Source organism: Bradyrhizobium vignae (assembly GCF_004114425.1).
Classification (GTDB): domain Bacteria; phylum Pseudomonadota; class Alphaproteobacteria; order Rhizobiales; family Xanthobacteraceae; genus Bradyrhizobium; species Bradyrhizobium vignae.
The window spans coordinates 1-21,785 of record NZ_RDQF01000018.1 but is presented as its reverse complement, the minus strand read 5'-3'; the positions used below and the strand labels follow the sequence as shown (position 1 = coordinate 21,785).

Here is a 21,785-nt window from a genome sequence, read left to right as displayed (position 1 = left end):
TGGCTTGGATGCCTGAAGCCATGGCCAACTCTCTCGTCACGGTCGGAATTCCAACCTACAACCGACCAGAGCCGCTGACCCGTGCGCTGGATTTGATTTGCGGTCAATCGTACAAGAACCTGCAGATTATTGTATCCGATAACGCGTCCGAAGACCCTAGAGTGGCGGAAGTGGTTCGGCAGCGAATGCGGAGCGATCCTCGAGTAAGCTATCATCGTCATTCGAAAAACTTAGGTTCAATTGCCAATTTCAACTCTCTCATCGACAAGGCGGTCGGCGATTTTTTTCTGTGGGCGGCCGACGATGATCGATGGGAGCCCTTCTTTGTTGCGAGTTGCGTCGAGGAGCTAGAGCGCGATCCTTCAGTGGCATTGTGCCAAATGGAAGCTCGGTACGAGATCGCGGCAGAAGGCCTGTTCGAGTTCTTTGCGGAAGGCGCTCCGTTTTACAGCTTTTCATCATCATCGGCGTACAAACGTATCGAGCACCTCATTCGAAATAACTTCGATAAGCTGATCTACGGCGTCTACCGGACGGAGTTTCTGAAGTACAAGGGACGGCCCGTTCTGGAGTGGGTCGGGCCCACCATGAACGAGATTCCGCTTTTCATTCTGCTGGCTGCACAGGGTAACATTCGCGTCTTGCCCAACGTCGGCATGTACAAAGTTGCGGCCAAATCGGTCTGCGAGCAGGCCAGATGGGAACAAGTTGGCGGCAGGTATCCGCTTTCATCTGAGTGGCATACGCATCTTCGCTCGTTGCGACCGTTGCATGCATATCACTCCGGGGTCATTCGTGACATGTGCGCGGCGATTGACGATGCGGTTCCGGACCGCAAGCAGGCGAGGGCATTGCAACGTCTCGCGGCCTATCTCATTAGACGGCACGAGTTATATTTCGTGCTTCGGTGGAAACCGCGGCGAAAGCGAGACGCATGAAAGCGCTCGAACCGCGGGTCTCAATCGGTCTTCCGACCTACAATCGTCCCGATCTACTCTCGCTTGTGCTTGAAGCATTCCGGCAGCAGACGTTTAGCCAATTCGAGCTCATTATTTCTGACAACGCCTCGCCCAATCCCGAGGTGAGGAAGTTATGCGAGCACTATGCGAACATTGACGCTCGCTTCCGCTACGTGCGACAGCCCGTCAATCAGGGTGCGGAGAAGAATTTCTGGTTCGTTTACGATCAGGCGCGCGCCCCACTATTCTTGTGGGCATCCGATGACGATTTGTGGCCCGCCGACTTCCTTGAGAGAGGTGTTCGCGCCCTCGAGGGCAAGCCAAATGCGTCGGCCTGGTTCTGTCAGGTCGTTAACATCAACATGCGCGGCGAGGTCGTGCGCGAATATCCGAGCTTCAAGCGTTTCCAATCTACCATACTGAAACCGCTTGATCTGATACGCTTCCTCTGGGAGCCGGAAATCATGGGTAAGGCGAATCTGATCTATTCCATTTTTCGCAGGCAAGCGCTCGCAAGGATAGTCGACATATTTCGCGAGCGTCCACCGACTTGGGGCAATGACATGAATCTCGTCTACGGTTACCTGTGTCGGTACAATCTTATCGTGGACGATCAACTGACGCTGCAAAAGCGTGTCCCAATCGAAGTAGTTGATTCGGTGCCCATTCCGCGTTCTCAGATCTATCCGCGAGAAGAGCGCGAGGTCTATTTCGAAAGCTATCGCTGCGCTGCGGCAGGAAGCGGATATCGGCTATTTACTGCAGCTGTGCTGGCGGCACGGTCTGCATACGACTATGCGGCATCGGGCAGAGCCGCAACGGACTATGAGAATTCGGATTTCGAGGATTGGAGGTTGCGGACATTGCGAGACTTCGAGAATTGGAAGGCGCACGTGTCTGGGTTTGCTATGCGAAATCTCGCACGAATAAGAGCTCGTCTCCCCGGATCATGGGGCGGCAAGTAAGGAGTCAAAATGAAAGCAGTTATTCTTGCAGGTGGCATGGGGACGCGGATCTCGGAGGAGTCCTTAGTGCGGCCGAAACCCATGATCGAGATCGGCGGCCGGCCGATCCTGTGGCACATCATGAAGCTCTATGCGCATCATGGGATCACGGATTTTGTGATCTGCCTCGGCTACAAGGGGTACATGATCAAGGAATACTTCATGAACTTCGTGCTGCATCATTCCGATGTCACGATTGATGCCACGAGAAATAGCGTCACCTACCACCAGAGCAGCGTTGAACCTTGGCGGATCACGCTTGTCGATACCGGCGAGACGACGCTCACGGGCGGCCGGCTCAAGCGGGTGCGGAATTATCTCGATCCGCAGGAGCCGTTCTGCTTCACCTATGGAGATGGACTTTCCGATCTCGATATCGCCGCCACAATCGAGTTTCACCGTAGCCATGGAAAGCAGGCGACCGTGACGGCGGTGCGCCCGCCAGGCCGTTATGGCGCCCTGGAAATCGATGGGGCGACCGTGAAATCCTTCGTCGAGAAGCCGCCTGGCGACAATGCCTACATCAATGGCGGCTTCTTCGTGCTCAATCCCGCGGTGATCGAACATATCGAGGGCGACAAGACTTCGTGGGAGTCGGCACCACTCGAAGCCCTGGCTCGGGATGCGCAGCTCTCTGCCTACCGGCATTACGGGTTCTGGCAACCGATGGATACGCTGCGCGACAAGATGATGCTTGAAGAGCTCTGGCAATCCGGTCACGCGCCCTGGCGGCAGTGGGGCTAGGCGCGATGCCCGCTGGTTTTCCGTCGTGTCGGTCTTGCGGTGCACCGCTGACAGCCGTGCTGGTGGATCTCGGCATGACGCCGATTTCGAATGCGTTCGTTCGTGCCGAACATGCCTCCCTCAGCGAGCGATTCTATCCGCTCAAGAGCTTTGTCTGCGACCACTGCTGGCTGGTGCAGCTCGAGGATTTCGAGACACCGGAGACGCATTTCCACGCGGAATATGTCTATTTCTCGTCCTTCTCGGACAGCTGGCTTGCCCATGCTAGAAGCTTTGCGGAAAAAGTCGCGGCTCGCCTTGTCCTCGGCGTCAACTCGCGGGTGGTGGAAGTCGGCAGCAACGATGGATATCTGCTGCAGTATTTCGTTCAGCGCGGCATCCCCTGTCTCGGGGTCGACCCGGCCGCCAATTGTGCCAAGGCAGCCTGGGAGCTGCGGCGCGTACCGACTGAAGTCGCATTCTTCGGATCAAAGGCCGCGACGCGGCTGCGCGAGCAGGGTGGCACTGCTGATTTGGTCATAGCCAACAATGTGCTTGCGCATGTGCCCGATATCAACGATTTCGTTGCGGGCTTTAAGCTTCTGCTCGGCGAGCAAGGTGTTGCGACCTTCGAATTTCCGTATGTGCTGGAAATGATCCAAAATGTCGAGTTTGATACTATTTATCACGAGCATTACTCCTATTTGTCGCTGTTGGCGCTGGAGCCGCTGTTTGCGCGCCACGGGTTGCGGGTAATCGACGTCGAACGCCTGTCCACCCATGGAGGCTCGCTCCGGCTCTACGTTGGGCATGCAGACCGCAAGACGGTGGCCGAGGCGGTCAATCGGCTCAGACGGGAGGAGGTCTCGGCCGGGCTCGACCGCCTTGCGACGTACGAAGCTTTTGGACAGCGCGTTCGCCAGCTAAAGCGGTCGTTGCTGCGGCTTCTCATTGAGCTGATCGAGGATGGTAAATCGGTCGCCGCCTATGGAGCGCCGGCGAAAGGCAACACTCTGCTCAACTATTGCGGAATTGGCCGCGACTTCATCGCTTTCACCGCCGATCGCAATGTGCACAAGCAGGGTCTGTTGCTGCCGGGCACGAGGATCCCAGTCCTTCCCCCGGACGAAATCGAGAAGCGGCGGCCCGATTATGTGCTTATCCTACCCTGGAATCTGCGGGAAGAGATCGTCACGCAGCTCAACCAAATTCCTAACTGGACAGGGCATTTCATTATTCCCGTGCCCGAGCCCGTGATTCTCGACAGCAGTGGCAATGCACATGAATAAACGGGTCAGTGCGCCGACGGTCAGTGTCGTTTTGTCCGTGAAGAACGGCGGCCGCGATCTGTCAGCGGCGGTCGACACGATTTTGAACCAATCATTCACAGATTTTGAGCTCATCGCGATCAACAACGGCTCGACGGACGAGACCGGTCCTTATCTCGACCGCATCGCTGATCCGCGCGTGCGTGTCTACCATCAAAAGGACAAGGGGCTTGCGGCCGCGCTTAATCACGGCATATCGGTCGCGCGCGGCCGCTATATCGCCCGGCAGGACCATGACGATTGGGCGTTGCCGACTCGCATGGAAAAGCAGGTCGCATTTCTGGATGCGCATCCGGACTATGCCCTGGTCGGCACACGCGCCGAGATCTGGACCGGAGAGAGTCCGACTGGTCGGTTCCACGATCATGCGATCGAGGACGAAGAACTGCGCTTCGGGCTTCTATTCAACAATCCATTCGTGCATTCATCGGTCATGATACGCAAAGCCGCGCTCGATGAGGTCGGGCTCTACACCACGGACCGCGCGCGTCAGCCGCCGGAAGATTACGAGCTGTGGTCGCGAATCGCGCGGCGCTTCCGCGTCAGCAACTTGGCGGAGCGTCTCACCATCTATCGTGAGGTGCCGACCAGCATGTCGCGCGACGGCAAGGATCCGTTCAAGGACAAGTTAATCCTGATCTCGGCAGAGAACCTGGCGGCGGCGACGGTTGGGGAGCCGAATCCGCTGCCTATTCACCTAGACATCGCGAGCCTACTGCACGGCGCTCCGCAAAGAATGTCGCAAGGCGCTGATATTGATGCAATGTGCGCTGTCGTAACTCAGGCAGGGAAAACGATCTTCGGCAATCGAAGCTTTGGCGCTGAAGACAATCCCGTGGCGGTCTGGACGAGAAATTTGCAGCATCACTTCAGTGTATACAAGTATGGCTTGGGTCACGCGCGAAGGGCTGCAGGTCGCGTAAGAGGGGCATTGCGCCGTTTAGGTTTTTCGATCTAAAGTTGTCCAATGAAACTACTTCTTTGTTGCGAAAGCTATTATCCTGCGCGCGGAGGCGTACAGGAGGTGATGCGGCAAATCGCTGAACAGATGGTGGCGGCTGGTCACGACGTCTCAGTTGCGGCTCGCAAGCAAGCCGATCGCAGCTCGACCATCCATAATGGTGTGAGGATCCATGAGTTCGATGTGACCGGCAATCTGGTCAACGGACTTCGAGGAGAAGTAGAACGCTACCAGAAGTTCATCACTAGCTTCGACGGCGATGCGATTCTGATCAAGGCCGCGCAGCAATGGAGTTTTGACGCGCTGTGGCCTGTGCTGGACCACGTGAAGGCCCGTAAGGTTTTCGTCCCGTGCGGCTTCTCTTGCTACTACGAACCCGATTATGCCGATTACTTCGCGCAATTGCCCGCTGTTTTGCGCAAATTTGACCACCTGATTTTCTACGCAGAGAGATACCGCGACATCGACTTCGCCAAAACGCATGGCATTTCCAAATTCTCGATCGTTCCGAATGGCGCGAGCGAAATCGATTTCGCGCGTGCTCCCGACGGCAGGCTGCGAGCCAAGCTCGGGATACCTCCCGATGAGTTGTTATTCTTGACGGTCGGCACGCCAGTCAATGCCAAGGGACACAAGGAGGTCGGCGAGGCATTCGCTGAGATGGATTTGCGCGGCCGCAACGCCACATTGATCCTGAACGGTGCCTGGCCCAAGCCACATCTCGGTCCGGCGGTTGGCGCGTGGCTGCTCTTCTTGCCGACTTGGCTACAGAATCTTGTGCACAAGGCGCGTGTGATCGCGCGCCTTTTGCTGCGTCCCAATACTGTCAAGAAGGGGTTCGTCTACTTCTATCGCGAAGGCTGGAGCGGTGTCTGGAATCGACTGTTTCCGAAAACGCCGACTTTATCTACGCCGGCAACAGTGGCCGGAGTGCCGCGGCCACGTCTCAAGATACCTGATACCGCCGACGCCGACACGGTCATCCAGGAGAACTGCGGCAGGAAGCGGATCCTGTGCGTGGACATGCCGCGGGAGGATGTGATCAGCGCGTTTCTTGAGGCTGATCTGTTCGTTTTCGCTTCTAGAGTGGAATATTCGCCCCTCGTTCTGTTCGAAGCCGCCGCGGCCGGAACACCGTTTCTCACTGTCCCAGTGGGCAATTCCAAGGAAATCGTGCGCTGGACGGGCGGCGGCTGGATATGTCCCGCAGACGTCGACGAGCGCGGATATACCAAGGTCTCGCCTTCGCTGCTCGCACGGGAGATGGAGAAAGCGGTCCGCTCGCCCGAGTATCTGCGGCAACTCGGGGAGGCCGGCCGCCGGGCGTGGCTCGACAGGTTCAATTGGGGCAAGATCGCCCAGTCCTATGAACGTATTCTGCGCGGAGAGACGGTCCTGTCGTCAATGCAGCACGTCCCTGAGGATGAAGCGACTAGCAGGTGATACTGGATGTTCGATCCGCCTGTCGCTCGACTCCTTGCCTCTGATCTGACCAAATGAGCCCCATGACCGTTGATCGTTCCTTGCTTCATTTCGAACTGGCTTTGCGGCGCGAGCGCATCTTCGTGACCGGACACACCGGCTTCACCGGCGGCTGGCTAGTCAGCTGGCTCAAGCGCATCGGCGCTGATGTCGCCGGCTTTGCGCTTGCGCCTGCAACCGAGCCAAGCCTGTTCGTCGCGGCCAATGTCGCAGACGGCATCGCCTCCACTATCGGGGATATCCGCGATTTCGCGGCCCTCCGCGACGCGATCGCCCGCCATCAGCCCTCGGTGATTATTCACCTCGCCGCGCAGCCACTGGTGTCGAAATCCTTTGCCGATCCGATCGAAACCTTTGCCACCAATGCGCTCGGCACCGCGCATGTGCTGGAGGCGGCACGGCTCACGCCTCATGTCAAAGCCGTCGTCTGTATCACCACCGATAAGGTCTATCGCGACCAGGATTGGGTCTGGGGCTATCGCGAGCAGGATCCACTTGGAGGCAAGGATCCATACAGTGCCTCTAAGGCCTGCGCGGAACTGGTCGCAGCCTCCTATCGCGCGACATTGGCCGAGCGCGGCAACGGCGTGCTGATCGCAAATGCCCGCGGCGGCAACATCATCGGCGGCGGCGATTGGTCGGCCGACCGGATCGTTCCGGACTTCGTCCGTGCCGTGATGACGCGCAATCCAATCTCGCTGCGCAATCCGTGCGCGGTACGTCCGTGGCAGCATGTGATGGCGCTGGTTCATGGATATCTGGTGTTAGCTGTCCGTCTGTTGAGTGGCGACAGCTCGGCCGCGGACAATTGGAATTTCGGCCCCAGCGACGAGGCCGCTCGGACTGTCGGGGATCTGGTCGAACAGCTCAGCACTGTTTGGACAAAGCCGGAGATCACTTACGCACCCGGTAGTTTCCCGGAGACGCGCTTCCTCCATCTCGACAGCACGAAGGCCCGAAGCCATTTGGGTTGGGCGCCTCCTCTATCTTTCGAGGATACCATCGATCTGACTGCGAGTTGGTATCGCGATTTTGCGGCTAGTCCCTCGGAAGGTGCGCCAATCACAGTTCGTCAGATCGAGTATTATTGCAACGCGTTGAGGAGCCATGCCGGCCGCTAATGTTCTCGTCACTGGAGCCTCGGGCTTCATTGGCGTTCATCTCGTCGCGCGCTTATTGTCGGAACGCCGCCGCGTCACGGTTCTGGCACGGTCGTCGAGCTTACTTCCGCCCGAGTGGCGAGATCGGCTGAATATCGTTGCATGCGACGATTTCAGCGAGAGTGGTTTGCGGCGGCTGCTGCACGGGCCCATCGATACGGTCTTCCATTTGGCGGCTTATGGCGTCCGGCCGAACGACCGCAACATCGAGGAGATGATTGCCATAAATGTAGGGTTCCCGGCCGCTCTGGTGCGGCTCAGCGCCGAATGGGGCGCGAGGATGATCATGGCTGGGACTTTTTCGGAATATCGGAGCCCCTCCAGCCGGGACTTACTTACCGAAGCGTCGCCCCTCGAGCAGGGCAAGCTCTATGGCTCCTCAAAAGCTGCCGGAGGTCTGATAGCGAGCGCGATCGCCAATAGCATCGACATTCGCTTTCGTCTGTTGCGTCTTTTCAAAGTCTATGGTGCTGGCGAGGCGTCCCATCGACTTCTGCCAGCACTCGTCAACGGCTTAGCCAAACGTCAACGCGTGGCCATCTCGGCCGGGACGCAGGTCCTCGATTTCGTCTACATTGAGGACGTCATCGAGGCGATGTTGCGTGCCGACGCGCATTGTGGCGAGAAGGCCGGTGTCGCAACTTGGAACGTGGCTACCGGGTACGGCCATTCGGTGCGGGAGTTCGCCGAACGCGTCGCAACTGCGATGCACGCTGATCCATCGCTGCTCGGCTTTGGAGCAATTGACATGCGTAAGGACGACGAGCCTTGGTTAGTCGGCTCGCCCAGCTTGCTCCGCTCAGAGCTCGGCTGGCAACCTTCCATAGGTCTCGATAAAGGTGTCGATGCTGCTGTCGCCGCACTTTGTCGCTCAAGGGATTGAACGATACGTGATCACGGTGTCTCTGATCGGTGGGCTTGGCAATCAGATGTTTCAATACGCAGCCGGCAAGGCGCTCGCGGAACGTCACGGTGTGGATCTTGTGCTGGATCTAAGTGGATTCAAGAACGACAAGCTGCGTTCTTTCCTACTGGATCGCATGTGTGTGCCGGAGGCAGGTCAGCGAGATAGCTTGAACGGAAGCGCCGAGAAGCCGCCCAATCATTTCGCACGCTCGTTGTGGGGGCAGCGGATCGATCGTGTCCTCAAGCTGGCCGGGTTGCCGAAACTGGCGGCTCCCGCCGATAGCTATCGCGAGCCGCATTTCCACTTTGACACCGCGTTCGATTCGCTTGGGCCGCACACTTCACTGTTCGGCTATTTTCAGAGCGAGCGTTACTTCAGTTCGATCTCCGAAAGTTTACGGGAATGGTTTTCGCCGAGGGAGCCGTTCGGCGAGTCGGCGGCCGGCATGCTCACCCTCATTGAGGGTAGTCCGATGCCTGTCTCTGTTCACGTCCGCCGCGGCGACTACGTCAACCCCGGCACGGCCGAATTCCATGGCATTCTCGGAGAGCCCTATTACCGCGAAGCACTTGACCGCCTAGAGCGCACAATCGCTCGGAAGGCGGAATTGTTCATCTTCTCCGATGATCCGGTGGCGGCAGAGCGAGTGCTGGCTTTTGTTCCGCGATCCCGGCTCGTTCATGTTTGTGGCGATCCCGACCGTCCCTGGGAAGATATGGCATTGATGGCTCGATGCCGGCACCACGTGATTGCTAACAGCTCGTTCAGCTGGTGGGGAGCTTGGCTTAACCGATCACCCGACAAGGTGGTGCTTGCACCTCGGGCATGGTTTGCACCGAATGAACTGAAGAAGCGGGATACAAGCGATCTTTACCCGGCAGGCTGGCGATTGGTCTGAGAGGATGGTGGTTGGTCTTGCGATCTAATCGGCAAAGGAGGAATGTTGAACGCCGCTGCCAGCAGTTAGCGAGATCTTGGGCAGGTTCCGTCGTCAGGCGGAAGTCGAGCGCTCATGGCCCGATCCCGCCCGCAACCCGACTGCTAGCGAATTCGAAGTCGATCTCTGGACGCTGTCGAGCTTCTTGTTGGAAAAGCTCGTGCCCGTGGTCGGCACACATCCCTATCCATTAAATGAGCTCCTGCTCATGAGTGCCGCAGCTTGTCGGCTTAAGCCATCAGTCGTGTTCGACTGGGGCACGCATATCGGCGCATCGGCTCGAATTTTTTATGAATGCGAGCGGATTTTCAATCTAGGCTATGAAATTCACACGATCGATCTTCCGTCGGATGCCTCGCATGTCGCCGCGCGCGGAGCACGGACGCCTGGTACGTAGCCTTGAGAAGGTTCATCTACATCGCGGCAATAGTGTGAAAGTGGCGCTCGATAGGTGGCGGGAGCTCGGCGAGCCCAAGCGGCCGCTGTTTTTTGTCGACTGCGATCATGCCTACGAATCCGTGCGTGACGAGCTGGATGAGATATTTTCCACTGTGCCGGACGCCAGCGCGATCGTTCATGATACCTTCTTCCAATCGGCTGAATAGAACTACAATGTGGGGCCAGCGCGCGCGATCCAAGAGGTGGCGGAGAAATTTCCTACGCGCTTCCGCATGATAGAATCTGGGCTCGGCCTTCCTGGGATGACGCTGTTGCTCTCCTACTGATCCGCAGTCTATCGATAGTAAAACGAGCGCGCTACCGCACCTATTCACGCGTGGCGGTGTCGCATCCTTTGAAATGGCTCGTCGCATCGCGATGGAACTAATCCCCAAACAACTAGGACTCGGCATCTCGATCGCTGGTTTTGCGAGCGAGCTGTGCATGCAGACTTCGGTCCCGCGCGGTACTAAGCATTGTGGTGAGCTGCGCTCGAGTTTTTGGTCAGTTAAGACACTTCCCAGTTCTTGTCCGCCATGCTTACCCGTATAGATCATGTGAATCGATATTCTCGCCGAGCACTGGCATCTTATACGAGTGAACCGTGACTATGCTCCCGCTCGTTTCGATCGTCATGTCGATGCGCAATAGCGCATTGACGGTGGCGGAGGCCGTACAGTCAATTCAACTACAGGTGCTTCAGGACTGGGAGTTGATCCTCATTGATGACGGCTCAACGGACGGGAGTAGCGCGATTGTCGAACAGTTCAATGATAAGCGAATTCGGCTTATTCGGGAGCCATCTTCTGCGGGATTGGCGACGCGTCTCAACCAGGCGATCACCTTCGGCAAAGGCGAATTCATTGCCCGCATGGATGCAGACGATGTTTGCTTCCCAGAACGGCTAGCGCGGCAAGTTGAGCGACTGCAGCTCGATCCAAGTCTTGACCTTGTAGGTTGCGGGGCGGTTGTGTTCTCGAGCGATGGTGAGCTTATTGGAGAGATGCCGATTGGATTGACGCATCAGGATATCGTTGCGCGACGATTTTCCGGATTTCCTCTCCCTCATCCCACGTGGTGCGGGCGAGCGTCATGGTTTCGTCGAAATCCGTACGATCCAAGACCTACGTATGCCGAGGATCACGAGCTACTGCTGCGAACGTTGCATACTAGCAAGTTCGCCGGATTAGATAGAGTACTTTTGGGGTACCGCCAGGATAGACTACAATTGCGTAAAATCTTGCCTGGTCGGGCTGCTCTCGCTAGGAGCTTCTGGCGCTACGGACTTGAAGGTGGAGAAATTTGGCCTGCACTAGGGGGAGTGGCCGGGCAATGCGCTAAAGGAGTGATCGATATCGCTACTGTCGGAGTCGGGATTAATGTGCCGATGCAGAAGAAGCGATTAAAGCCTGTTTGTGATTCGACCTCGGTGCGGTGGAGGAGCCTACAGGAGAAGCTGCGTCAGGCGCGAGTTCCGCAGCGCTCGGAATGAGTAGAGTAAGAAATTTGCGGATAGCCAAGCCGAGGCGGACGCTGGTCAGTCATTTAGAGATCGGGCGAGCGATCTTATAGACGCGGACCTAGACTCGCTGAAACGTTAGCTTTGGTCTGCGCTCTTCGCTACCTGGCTGAAGATACGAATAACGGGAAACGATCTTGAACAGCGGTTTTTAGGAATTGAAGGCGCGAAATTATCCCATTCAGCTCAGAGAGGCGCCGCTCGCCATTCGATATCTGGGACGAAAAAAGACTTTGATGACGGTCATCGAGAGGCTCGCGTTCCAGGTACTCGTCGCTACAGTTTCCCAAAGTGACAGCTGCACGTGCTAACGCATCATCGACGCGGTGCTTGAGGCCCGACCGCTCATCCTCTGCTTCTCTAATCGCAGCTTCTAGTGCTGCCATCACCGATGCAACTCGTCGGTGGTCTGTTTCGGCATCTCGATCAATCGAGCGGGCCCTAAAACTATAATTGTTCGCTGGCACCTGGTGAGCCAGGCTCCGAAAAAACACTCGGAACATATCGTATGTCCTCGTCAAGTCCGACGTTTTGCCGGTTGTATTATCGGCGGAGCCTTCCAATAAAGCCAGCTAGAATTCGCTGAAAATACGCTGCTCGTCGGTATAACGGCCTTGAATTAGAGAAAGCAAAAGTCGAACACTTGCAAAGTTAACGTGTTTAGGTTTGGCTCGGAATAGACGCTAGGCCCGGTCTGAGCGAAAAAGCCGGAATTGGTTGACAAGCCTTTCCGGCTATGGGTTTTGGTAAATTGGCTGACCAAACCCGATTTGCTGCTCCGAAGTGGGGCGCGCCGAAGCGGTCAAAGCTCTGGTGTTGGTCGACCAGAACAGCCTCATTTCCCGGTGCACCGTGGAACGTCAGGGTTAACGGTGGCATAGTTTCCTTCCAAATTTCATTTTTTGTTTTGCGGTTGGAATTGACCTGCCCCTGCGTATTTCCTCCAGATGGAGTTAGAGTCCGGCCCGAAGAAGGACGGACAGATGAAGCGAGCAAGGTTCACGGAAGAGCAGATTATCGCGGTATTGAAGGAGCATGAGGCTGGAGCAAAGACGGCCGACCTGGCTCGCAAGCACGGGGTCTCGGAAGCAACGATCTACAATTGGAAGGCCAAATTCGGCGGCATGGACGTTTCAGAGGCGAAGCGGCTGAGGGCGCTGGAGGACGAGAACGCGAAGCTGAAGAAGCTTCTAGCCGAGCAGATGCTCGACGCCGCCGCCCTTCGCGAGCTGCTTTCAAAAAAATGGTAGGGCCCGCCGCCAAGCGCGCTGCGGTCGCGCATCTGCAGGCCGTCATGAGCCTGTCGGAGGGGCGGGCCTGTTCGATTGTCGGAGCGGATCGGAAGATGATCCGCTATCGCTACAGCCGTTCTCCGGACGCGACTCTCCGTGGCCGGCTGCGTGACCTTGCCAACGAGCGGCGGCGGTTCGGCTACCGCCGGCTGTTCGTGCTGCTGCGGCGGGAGGGGGAGCCATCGGGGATCAACCGGATCTACCGGCTTTTATCGCGAAGAAGGGCTCACCGTCCGCAAGCGGCGGGCTCGCCGCAAGGCCGTGGGGACCCGTGCCCCAATCCTAGTCGAGGCGATGCCCAACGCGCGCTGGTCGCTGGATTTCGTCCACGACCAATTCGCCAACGGTCGGCGCTTCCGCATCCTCAACATCGTCGACGACGTCACCAAGGAATGTCTGGGCGCCATTCCGGATACGTCGATCTCAGGACGACGCGTCGCCCGCGAACTGACGGCCGTCGTCGAACGACGCGGCAAGCCAGGAATGATCGTGTCCGACCACGGCACCGAGTTCACCTGCAATGCCATGCTCGCCTGGTGCAGGGACGCAGCCATCGACTGGCACTTCATTGCACCGGGAAAGCCGATGCAGAACGGCTTCGTCGAGAGTTTCAACGGCCGGATGCGCGACGAGCTGCTCAACGAGACTCTGTTCTTCGATCTCGACGACGCCCGCGCCAAGATCGCCAATTGGGTTGCCGACTACAATCTTCAGCGGCCTCACTCGTCGCTGAAATACATGACCCCCGCGGCTTATGCCGCCCACCTCACCGCAACGGACGATCGGCTACGCAACCCCGACCAGCTCCGCCGATCGTCCGTTGCTACAACCGCGCCGCTTGGCGTACAAAACCCCGAGGCTCTAACCGCGGCCGGATGAAAGTTCGGTGGCAGGTCAGAATCGTCACTGTCCTGCTGGTGTTGGTACATCTTATTATAGCGGGCAATTACGGGCGGGCTCGTAGGTAGTGGGTAGTGGCGGTGCGGTTCTCGAACGACTGAGCCTATGGGCCGATCTCGGGAGTGCGAGAGGTGTTTCGGTGTTTCCAGCTAAAGGCGATTTGTTGGTCGCACATTTTATCGCTTCTCAAGTCGATACGATCATCCTGTCAGGCAGCGATCCGCTACCCCAAAAGGGCCAATTAGAATCGGCGTGTTTCCGCATATCATGCAGAACCGACTCCTCATTGCGCTTCTGTCGATTGAGACTGCTTGGCTTCCCGCAGGAGAAAATCGCTATCGCGTCCTTGCGACAGTAGGCTTTGGCGTTGACCAAAAAAAATCAAAGCCGTCCATGAATTGAGTCTCAGTGCTGTGGACACCGCCAGACTGTACAGTATGGGCGCTATGATCGGAGGCCACGTTCCAAGAACGTGGAAGTGGATTGCATAAATATCCAAGGATCGTTGGCCAAGAAACGGAAGCGGCCGCTCCAAGAAAACAGGTAGGCGACGATAGATGCTCCCCGCAAGGTCGACGAACGCCAACGTGCCGGCTGCGGCGACAATCATAACGTAGATGGAATTGATCGAACGGGGCGAGGCCCAGGAGACGGGAAAATAAGCGATAACCGACGATACGTTCGTCCGATGCCAGAAAGGGACGAGGGCCAAGAAGACTAGATAGGGAAGCGGGCGAAGGATTGCTGGTAAGCCGCGGGAGAGGGCGATCTGGTAGACTAGGCCTGCGACAAAGTAGGGAAAGTGCACTCGCGCGAGATAGAGACCGAACCCGTTGGGAATGCAACGACTGACCAAGTTCACCAAAAAGGTTGCAACAATCAAGGCACCAGCCTGCGTCCAGGGGTTGCCCCAGGAAAGTGCTTGGTCCTGCGGAGCACATCTACGGAAAACGATTATGAGCCAGGTGGCCACGGTCAGCGCGACACTGCATTGAAAAAGCGCCAGCAGGAACCAAAGTCCTTTATCCGGGAACGCAATGACCTTAGCCATATGGGCAACAAAGTCGCCCAGCGGGTGTAAGAAATAACTGACAATCGCCCATGCCAAAAATGGAACCAGGAGTCGTTGCGCTTTTTTCCAAAGGTCGTCTCGCAAAACCGAGACGTTGGACCCAGCGGCGATTTGTCGTTGGTAAACGAATGATGCAGTCATGCCCGAGACAAACATGAACATGGGCATGTGGAACGCGTAGATCACCCGAAAGGGCCAGTATTCGTCAAAATCCGGTGTTGCCCCCTGGAACGTGTGACCAGCTACCACTGTCATGATTGCGAGCCCCTTCAGGCAATCTAAAAACCCGTCGCGGTCTGCAGCCTGGGACAATCTATCTTCGGGCATGATGCCTCTTATGGAGGTGATGCAAAACAGTATAGCACAGCCGAGAACCGGTAGAGCTTTTCCAACAGCGTTCTTCCAAGAGCATCAAGTCAATCCTTGCGGGCCGGCACACTGGCATCGCTCCGCTCTCCACGACAAGACCCAAGATGCGCGAGCATTGGTTCTGGCCTCCCCCGCCATAGTATGCCCATCCAATCTCGAGTTTCCTCTGACCGGGCTTGACCTGTCCTCGAGTCTGTGTCCAAGAAGGGTGGTGAGAACAGGCTTTATTTTCGTCCCGTATCGGCATTGCGCCTGCGCCGCGGGTTCTAGAGACGCTAAGCGATGACCAAGCAGATTGCTCTAATTACCGGCGTGACTGGCCAGGACGGTGCCTACCTCGTCGAACATCTGCTGTCGCTCGGATACATCGTGCACGGCATCAAGCGACGCTCGTCCTCATTCAACACCGGGCGCGTAGATCACCTTTATCAGGACCCACATGTCGGCAACGTGCCCTTCCTGATGCACTACGGCGACATGACCGATTCATCCAATCTGATCCGCCTGGTGCAGCAGATCCGGCCGACCGAGATCTACAATCTCGCCGCGCAAAGCCACGTTGCCGTCAGCTTCGAGAGCCCTGAATATACCGCTAATGCGGATGCGATTGGCGTGCTGCGGCTTCTGGAGGCGATCCGCATTCTCGGTATGGAGAAGGAGACGCGGTTCTATCAAGCCTCAACTTCCGAGCTCTATGGCCTGGTGCAGGAAATCCCACAGAAGGAGACCACGCCATTCTATCCGCGCTCGCCTTACGGCGTGGCCAAGCTCTACGGCTACTGGATCACGGTAAACTACCGCGAAGCATATGGCATGTTTGCATCCAATGGCATCCTGTTCAATCATGAGAGTCCAATCCGCGGGGAGACCTTTGTAACCCGCAAGATCACCCGCGGCGTCGCCCGCATAGAGGTCGGGCTGGAGGATACACTCTATCTTGGGAACCTGGAGGCCAAGCGCGACTGGGGGCATGCGCGCGACTATGTGGAGGGCATGCACATGATCCTCCAAGCCGACAAGCCGGACGATTTTGTGCTCGCCACCGGGGAGATGCGTTCCGTGCGGGAGATGGTCGAGCTCGCCTTCGGGCAGGTCGGAAGACGCATCGAATGGCGCGGGCAGGGCGTGGAAGAAACCGGCGTTGATCTCACGAGTGGCAAGACGGTGGTGCGGATCGATCCCACCTATTTCCGGCCGACCGAGGTCGATCTCCTTGTGGGGGACGCGAGCAAAGCGCGTCAGGTGCTCGGCTGGAAGCCGAAGCGGAGCTTTGCCAAACTCGTCGAGGAAATGGTAGCGAGCGATCTAGCCGAAGCAAAACGGGACGCCGGAAGTGGCAAGAGTACCCTTTGAGCTCAGAGGCAAGAGCGTCTATGTCGCCGGCCATCGCGGCATGGTCGGCAGTGCGCTCCTGCGCCGGCTCGCCCGGGAAGACGTCAGGCTCGTGACGGTCGAGCGGCACGAGGTCGATCTCCGCAACCAGGCTGCTGTGTTCGACTGGTTCGCGCAGATGCGGCCGCAAGTCGCGTTCCTCGCCGCCGCAAAGGTCGGCGGCATTGTCGCCAACGACACGTTGCGCGCTGAGTTCATCTTACGACAACATCGCGATCGCGACGAACGTTCTCCATGCGGCGCATCAAAGCGGCGTCGAAAAATTGATGTTCCTGGGATCGTCCTGCATCTATCCGAAGCTCGCACCGCAGCCTCTGCATGAAGACGCCATGCTCACAGGCCCTCTGGAGTCGACCAACGAGCCCTATGCGATCGCCAAGATCGCCGGCATCAAGATGGCAGAGGCCTATCGTCACCAGTACGGGAGCGACTTCATCAGCGTGATGCCGACTAATCTCTACGGCCCCGGCGATAATTATCATCCTGAATTGAGCCATGTGGTGGCGGCTCTTATTCGCCGCTTTCACGAGGCGAAGGTGTCGGGCGCGAGAACCGTGGTGGTGTGGGGCACGGGCACGCCGCGGCGCGAGTTCCTATATGTCGACGACATGGCGGATGCCTGCGTGCACCTCATGAAGAGCTATTCAGGTGCGGAGTTGATCAACGTTGGCACAGGCATGGATATTACCATAGCTGAGTTCGCACATCTCGTGGCAGACGTCATCGGCTACATCGGCGAGATTCATTTCGACACCTCTCGCCCAGATGGGACGCCGCGCAAGCTGCTCGATGTCAGTCGTCTCACGAACCTAGGCTGGTGTGCGGCGACGTCGCTTCATGATGGTCTGAAGCGCACCTATGCGGCGTATCTGTCCCACGAGTACAATACTGAGATTGCGAGTAGCACGGGCTCCCTCTAGCTCTATCCAAGGAGGCGCCACAGGCCTCCTTTGAGGCGTTTTAGATCAAGCGTGATCTGATCCATATCCATCAGAGGCTCACATCCCGTGGCACCTATTCCGGAGCTGAGCAAGTAAGAAGTGAGAATTGGATTTGTAGCTTCGCCGCTCAGGACGCTGTAGCGCGTCGATCTGGAACTCTCTCACCTTGATTGACGCGCTCTTCCTGATCGGCGCGCGACAGGACGCAGCGCCAGAACTTCTTCTCGGCAGTGAGGAGGAGATGTGGTAGAGCGGATCGGCATGGATTTTGATCTCGACCCATTTGCCGTCCCCCGATGATGATCGAGAGCACCGCGTTGCGGGGAGCAATCACCCACATGTTGTGCTGCAGCTGCGCCATATGCTTCTCGGCCGCGGCCTCCTCCGAAGGCCCAGGGCAGCATGAATTTGGCTTCGAAAAGGGCGCCGGTCTGTTCGACGGTCCCGTCCAGCGTTGCCGCCATCCATCTGTGCACGGGATGGCGGACGCGCTTTTTGGATGTCTTTGATCGTGTGACCGCTTGCCCGCTGATACCACGCGCGGTTCAAGACCTCAGTAACCGTGCCGAGCTGGACAATGAGATTGTCCTAAAGATCCTCAGGCTCTGCTTCGCCGCGTTTTTCGCGCTAAAGGCGAATAAGGCTCTCCTGGTCGTCCCCGATGATGATGCGAGCGTCCGAGCCGCCGATGAAAAGGCGCCGATCGTTCGGGTTGAATGTGATGATTTGATTTGGCACGTCTGCGCCATTCGTTTGAACGGTTGTCACCGGTATCTCCTACGCAAGAACAAGCGGCTTTACATGCCGCACTGCCCGAAGCCCCGTGGCCGCGAGGCGAGATACCGGCGCTATAATCGCGTTGGCGCCCGGCCAACTCAGTAACGCTCCAATCGCGCCGGATCGCCAGTCCTTTCTGCAGCAACATTGTTGTTCGTTTTGGCTGCAAGAATGGCTCTTGTTCTCACGCGCTTAGGGCAGGGATGACGGGAGGCGGACCAGCATCAAAGCGACAAAACGAAGCCAATTTACGCTTCAACAGCAAACAGCTGCATGTGCAAGAGGCGCAGCGCAGAGAAGGATCATGATGCTGTCCGACTGCGACTTGTTGAAATGGAGCAGTGATTGTCGGAAGATCAGCAGTATTCCTCCGAACGTGGGTGAGTGAGCTTTGAAGCGTCCAGCAGTTTTCTTTGATCGTGATGGCGTTCTCAATGAGGACGACGGCTATGCTTTTGATCCCAACAAAATCCGGTGGGTGGAAGGAGCCCAACAAGCCGTAAAGGCAGTCAATGACGCCGGATATTTTGCGTTTGTCGTAACGAATCAATCGGGTATTGCGCGGGGCTATTATGAGGAGCGGCATGTTCGCAATTTGCACGAATGGATGTCGCGTGAGCTGGCCATCGTTGGTGCGCATATCGATGCGTTCGAGTTCTGCCCACATCACCCTGATGGACTGATTGAGCGATACCGTGTCCTTTGCAACTGTCGCAAGCCGCAGCCGGGGATGATTAGAGCTCTGCTTGAGCGATACCCGGTGGATATCGATGTTAGCTTCATGATCGGGGACAAGCAGAGCGACCTTGCTGCGGCGCAGGCGGCCGGCATTGCAGCCTATCTGTTCAATGGGTCTAACCTCCATACCTTTATCGCTCCGCTGTTAACGACGCGATCCCATAATCGTCCGCATCAAGCACTGTCGCATCGTGGAGGCGCGGGAACAGAGGATTGATGCTGTCGGCTTCGCGATTAGAAGTTCGGTCGATTGCTAGCTGACGAAATCAAGGAGGGAATTTGGCGTCTAAGCAACAGATCGAAGCCAATCGTGCAAACGCAGCCAAGAGTACAGGCCCGCAAACGAGCGCTGGGAAAGCAATATCGAGCCGCAACGCTTGTCGGCATGGTTTGTCTCGTTGGAACGATTCCGATGCTTCTGATTTCGCCGGGTTCGATGCAGTGTTTGCGGAGGAGTTCAAAGGCGCGGGTATGGAGATCGCGCTCCAAGATCTGGCTCAAGCCAGGAGTCGACAAGATCGCTTGCGAGCTATTCAGCTCGATCTGATCTTGGCTGTGATCGAGGGCGCCGAACCAAGACAAATGAGACTTCTGCACGGGTTGGAACGTTATGAGAAGGCTGCCCTGTTGCGGCAGCGGCGAGGATTCAAACACATGAAGCGGAACAATGGATGAGACCTCAAGCTTGGCTGGGTATCGAAGCAGGAACTCAAGCATTCCGAGCTCAGCTGGAGAACATCATCCCGACGGCTAGATGCATCACTGCTAGGCATTTAATCCGAAGACTTGGAGGCGGCATCTGCTGGCGGTGGCCGTCACCATCGGCCTTTTCCTGCTCTACGCGATGGTGCGGCCGAACCTGCGCCGATCCCGGCCCGGCGATGAGCTTCCTCGCTGGTCCCATTCAAGTCTGAGATAGGCGACTGAGCTACTTGGGTCGCATTTTTGATTGGCGACCAACTCTCTACCAGGCTCTAGCGGTCGGCGACCTGCGGCGTACCGAAAACCCGAAATGGGAACTTGCATCGTCGGGCAAAACAGTGGTTCATAGGGGGCTGGTTCAGCCGCAAATGGAGCCCAGCGCAATGGCCGAAGAATGTAAGCCGTTATCCGATCTGCCGGAAGTAACTAAGCTTAACGGAGAATTTCGAAAGAATTACGGAAAGATCCTCGGAGCCTTCCTGTATCTGCGCTCAATCAGCGCCGCCCGTGGGCGTTCCTGGTTTTGGACCGCATTGCTTTCGACCGCTTGCTCGACGGCGCTGGCGTGGCTCGGGAAGCCGGGTATGCTGCTGTAAGCTGCCGGCTGATAGCTTTCTGAGCAAGGCCATTGTCCCTCTGGAAGCGCATACGGACCCTCGCTGCCCCGGTCAATCTGGCGTGATCTCCGTTTCGCAAGTTGCCAACGGAGGTCGGAATGGCTCAAGTCGCCTCAATTCTTGCCAGGCTGCTCGTCGAACCAGCACCTCGCGAAAGCACGAGAAGGCTAGTCGCGATCACGGCTCGTGGAGGTGAAGTCACGAGCGGCAAGCTCCAATTCGAGGTCAATAATCCGCTCGAAGATATGAGCAGCAATCCTCTCAGATTCCTGAACGGTCAATGACCGGATGCCGATGGACGTGAGTTCGTCTCTTAGGATTTTCGCGACAATCGACTTGACACCGGCCATTGTCGATCGCACCCCCGGACTGCGCTGCTCTGCGACCTGCCAAACTCACTTCGGCAATTTTCGAAATCTATATCGGTTGCTCGGCTAAGCGGCCTTCTTTGAGAAGAGTTTTGCGCAACCGAACGAGCATTTCCTCTTCAGCAAGATCAACGGTACGCCTCCGACGAGGACCGTCTTGCGTGACGGGTGGTAATTCGCGAAGCGTGTGACCTTAAGGATCAACGCCCCGCTCCTCGATCATCTTAACGCTGAAGAAGACCTCGCGATCAATGATGGGTTCGATGCAGCCCTCGCTTCGGATCCCTTGTTCAGGCGGATTTTTGACGCGGCCTGCCGTAGCTTCTGGGACTTTCGGTTGAAGATCAGGTTTCCGATATAGCTCTCATTTCTGGGAACAGTGCCAGCCGCGGCGCGGGTCCATGGCACGCCCGTACTTGAGACGAGCCCTTTTTGCTTGAGCTCCCAAGCGATGACTGTCTCCTACACCTCCAGGAACCTTTCGAACATCCACTTCACGACCACGATTTCCATGGGGTCACCTGGTCGAATGCGGATGTGGTCGGTCAGAAGGTACTTCCGTTCCCCCTTTTTCATCACTCGTCTCGTCTGCATTTTTTCGTCGACGAGCTCCCGCACGAGCGCGTAACCGGCACGTCCGCAAGGCTTGTAGCCGAGCCGCGCAAAGCGGCATTGACCGGCGTAGACCTTTGCTGACAGCTCGCGGCTGTACTCGGCGGCCATCACGCGCTTGATGTTCTTGACGATGCAAGTTCGCCCGCCAAAGTCTCATCGCCATGCCAATGCAGCCTGGTGGTGAAACCGGCAAAGTGGGACGGTGAACTCGTCGCTGACCTTGCGCCCGAGCGCCCGCGGCTGGGCGAATGTCAGATGATGGGCATCGCATGGGGTTTGCCGGCACACCCGGCAGGGCTGCGTCGGAGGCCAGTATCGATGCGGAGGCCTTTCGCCATTGCTTGCTTGAGCGGGTGAGATCCATCGCCGGTTGGCTGAACTGAGTTCGCGCCGCGACAAAAACCTGCGGCTGCTTGAGGACTACCGGGCCGGCTTGGCGAGACCAACGCATCCGGCCTGTCGCGCGCCATGGAAAACTGCCCCCTCATATTGCCTCAGATGACAATGTTACTGAAGCGCACCCTGGTGTCTTTCTGGATCGGCTGCCGCGAGTCGGAGCAAGCCGCTCGCGAAGCGCGCCCTCC

Annotated in this window: 20 protein-coding genes and 4 pseudogenes; 18 read left to right on the top strand and 6 right to left on the bottom strand. The window is 57.3% G+C overall.

Annotated elements, in window-relative coordinates:
• The first annotated feature begins 8 nt into the window (after positions 1-8).
• The 13 genes and pseudogenes from EAV90_RS17345 (at position 9) to EAV90_RS17280 (ending at position 13,589) form a co-directional block, all read left to right on the top strand.
• On the top strand, positions 9-938 hold the full coding sequence (locus EAV90_RS17345; RefSeq protein WP_129144132.1) for a glycosyltransferase family 2 protein: 930 nt from the start codon (positions 9-11) through the stop codon (positions 936-938).
• Positions 935-1,924 carry a glycosyltransferase family 2 protein gene (locus tag EAV90_RS17340; protein ID WP_129144131.1) on the top strand — a complete coding sequence of 330 codons (990 nt, stop codon included), beginning with the start codon at positions 935-937 and terminating at the stop codon, positions 1,922-1,924. Before EAV90_RS17345 ends, EAV90_RS17340 begins: the two co-directional genes overlap by 4 nt.
• Positions 1,925-1,933: 9 nt before the next feature.
• Positions 1,934-2,707, top strand: coding sequence for a glucose-1-phosphate cytidylyltransferase (gene rfbF / locus EAV90_RS17335; RefSeq protein ID WP_129144130.1), 774 nt, complete (start codon positions 1,934-1,936; stop codon positions 2,705-2,707).
• A gap of 5 nt (positions 2,708-2,712) precedes the next feature.
• Positions 2,713-3,975, top strand: coding sequence for a class I SAM-dependent methyltransferase (locus EAV90_RS17330; protein WP_129144129.1), 1,263 nt, complete (start codon positions 2,713-2,715; stop codon positions 3,973-3,975).
• Positions 3,968-4,972: a glycosyltransferase family 2 protein gene (locus tag EAV90_RS17325; protein ID WP_164936983.1), complete on the top strand. Its 1,005-nt coding sequence runs from the start codon at positions 3,968-3,970 to the stop codon at positions 4,970-4,972. The genes EAV90_RS17330 and EAV90_RS17325 overlap by 8 nt, the downstream gene beginning before the upstream one ends.
• A gap of 9 nt (positions 4,973-4,981) precedes the next feature.
• The gene (locus EAV90_RS40635) at positions 4,982-6,418 is read left to right on the top strand and encodes a glycosyltransferase family 4 protein (RefSeq protein WP_129144127.1); all 1,437 of its coding nucleotides are present in this window, start codon (positions 4,982-4,984) and stop codon (positions 6,416-6,418) included.
• A 62-nt stretch (positions 6,419-6,480) separates the two neighbouring features.
• Positions 6,481-7,578 (top strand): CDP-glucose 4,6-dehydratase, encoded by a 1,098-nt coding sequence (gene rfbG / locus EAV90_RS17315; protein WP_129144126.1) that lies wholly within the window; start codon positions 6,481-6,483, stop codon positions 7,576-7,578.
• On the top strand, positions 7,565-8,500 hold the full coding sequence (locus EAV90_RS17310) for an NAD-dependent epimerase/dehydratase family protein (RefSeq protein WP_129144125.1): 936 nt from the start codon (positions 7,565-7,567) through the stop codon (positions 8,498-8,500). Before rfbG ends, EAV90_RS17310 begins: the two co-directional genes overlap by 14 nt.
• Positions 8,463-9,422 carry an alpha-1,2-fucosyltransferase gene (locus tag EAV90_RS17305; protein WP_129144124.1) on the top strand — a complete coding sequence of 320 codons (960 nt, stop codon included), beginning with the start codon at positions 8,463-8,465 and terminating at the stop codon, positions 9,420-9,422. The genes EAV90_RS17310 and EAV90_RS17305 overlap by 38 nt, the downstream gene beginning before the upstream one ends.
• A 76-nt stretch (positions 9,423-9,498) precedes the next feature.
• Positions 9,499-9,858 (top strand): hypothetical protein, encoded by a 360-nt coding sequence (locus tag EAV90_RS17300; protein WP_129144123.1) that lies wholly within the window; start codon positions 9,499-9,501, stop codon positions 9,856-9,858.
• Positions 9,821-10,066, top strand: coding sequence for a class I SAM-dependent methyltransferase (locus EAV90_RS17295; protein ID WP_129144122.1), 246 nt, complete (start codon positions 9,821-9,823; stop codon positions 10,064-10,066). The genes EAV90_RS17300 and EAV90_RS17295 overlap by 38 nt, the downstream gene beginning before the upstream one ends.
• A 443-nt stretch (positions 10,067-10,509) precedes the next feature.
• Positions 10,510-11,391, top strand: coding sequence for a glycosyltransferase family 2 protein (locus EAV90_RS17290; protein WP_245509552.1), 882 nt, complete (start codon positions 10,510-10,512; stop codon positions 11,389-11,391).
• Positions 11,392-12,401: 1,010 nt separating this feature from the next.
• Positions 12,402-13,589: pseudogene (locus EAV90_RS17280) on the top strand (IS3 family transposase).
• A gap of 304 nt (positions 13,590-13,893) precedes the next feature.
• On the opposite strand, the gene EAV90_RS17275 reads toward EAV90_RS17280, so the two are convergent.
• Positions 13,894-15,009, bottom strand: a complete 1,116-nt coding sequence (locus EAV90_RS17275) for an acyltransferase family protein (protein WP_129144119.1) — start codon at positions 15,007-15,009, stop codon at positions 13,894-13,896.
• Positions 15,010-15,333: 324 nt separating this feature from the next.
• Here EAV90_RS17275 and gmd point away from each other — a divergent pair, with 324 nt between their 5' ends.
• Positions 15,334-16,404 carry a GDP-mannose 4,6-dehydratase gene (gmd, locus tag EAV90_RS17270; RefSeq protein ID WP_129144118.1) on the top strand — a complete coding sequence of 357 codons (1,071 nt, stop codon included), beginning with the start codon at positions 15,334-15,336 and terminating at the stop codon, positions 16,402-16,404.
• Positions 16,385-17,363 (top strand): annotated as a pseudogene (gene fcl, locus EAV90_RS17265) (GDP-L-fucose synthase). Before gmd ends, fcl begins: the two are co-directional and overlap by 20 nt.
• Positions 17,364-17,586: 223 nt before the next feature.
• Here fcl and EAV90_RS17260 read toward each other — a convergent pair.
• Positions 17,587-18,122, bottom strand: a pseudogene (locus tag EAV90_RS17260) (YqaJ viral recombinase family protein); the annotation flags it as partial.
• 430 nt (positions 18,123-18,552) lie between these two features.
• On the opposite strand from EAV90_RS17260, the gene EAV90_RS17255 reads away from it, so the two are divergent.
• From EAV90_RS17255 to EAV90_RS40625, 3 genes are all read left to right on the top strand, one after another.
• Entirely contained in the window at positions 18,553-19,116 is a 564-nt protein-coding gene (locus tag EAV90_RS17255) for a D-glycero-alpha-D-manno-heptose-1,7-bisphosphate 7-phosphatase (protein WP_129144117.1), read from the top strand.
• Between the two features lie 62 nt (positions 19,117-19,178).
• Positions 19,179-19,574: a hypothetical protein gene (locus EAV90_RS17250; protein WP_129144116.1), complete on the top strand. Its 396-nt coding sequence runs from the start codon at positions 19,179-19,181 to the stop codon at positions 19,572-19,574.
• A gap of 257 nt (positions 19,575-19,831) precedes the next feature.
• Positions 19,832-20,197, top strand: coding sequence for a hypothetical protein (locus EAV90_RS40625; protein ID WP_245509547.1), 366 nt, complete (start codon positions 19,832-19,834; stop codon positions 20,195-20,197).
• Positions 20,198-20,385: 188 nt separating this feature from the next.
• Here EAV90_RS40625 and EAV90_RS17240 read toward each other — a convergent pair whose 3' ends face one another.
• The 4 genes and pseudogenes from EAV90_RS17240 to EAV90_RS17225 form a co-directional block, all read right to left on the bottom strand.
• The gene (locus EAV90_RS17240) at positions 20,386-20,568 is read right to left on the bottom strand and encodes a hypothetical protein (protein WP_129144115.1); all 183 of its coding nucleotides are present in this window, start codon (positions 20,566-20,568) and stop codon (positions 20,386-20,388) included.
• 237 nt (positions 20,569-20,805) lie between these two features.
• Positions 20,806-21,039, bottom strand: a complete 234-nt coding sequence (locus tag EAV90_RS41725; RefSeq protein ID WP_129144202.1) for a recombinase family protein — start codon at positions 21,037-21,039, stop codon at positions 20,806-20,808.
• Between the two features lie 9 nt (positions 21,040-21,048).
• Positions 21,049-21,309 carry a hypothetical protein gene (locus tag EAV90_RS17230; RefSeq protein WP_129144114.1) on the bottom strand — a complete coding sequence of 87 codons (261 nt, stop codon included), beginning with the start codon at positions 21,307-21,309 and terminating at the stop codon, positions 21,049-21,051.
• 44 nt (positions 21,310-21,353) lie between these two features.
• Positions 21,354-21,504: pseudogene (locus EAV90_RS17225) on the bottom strand (DUF968 domain-containing protein); the annotation flags it as partial.
• Positions 21,505-21,785 lie beyond the last annotated feature (281 nt).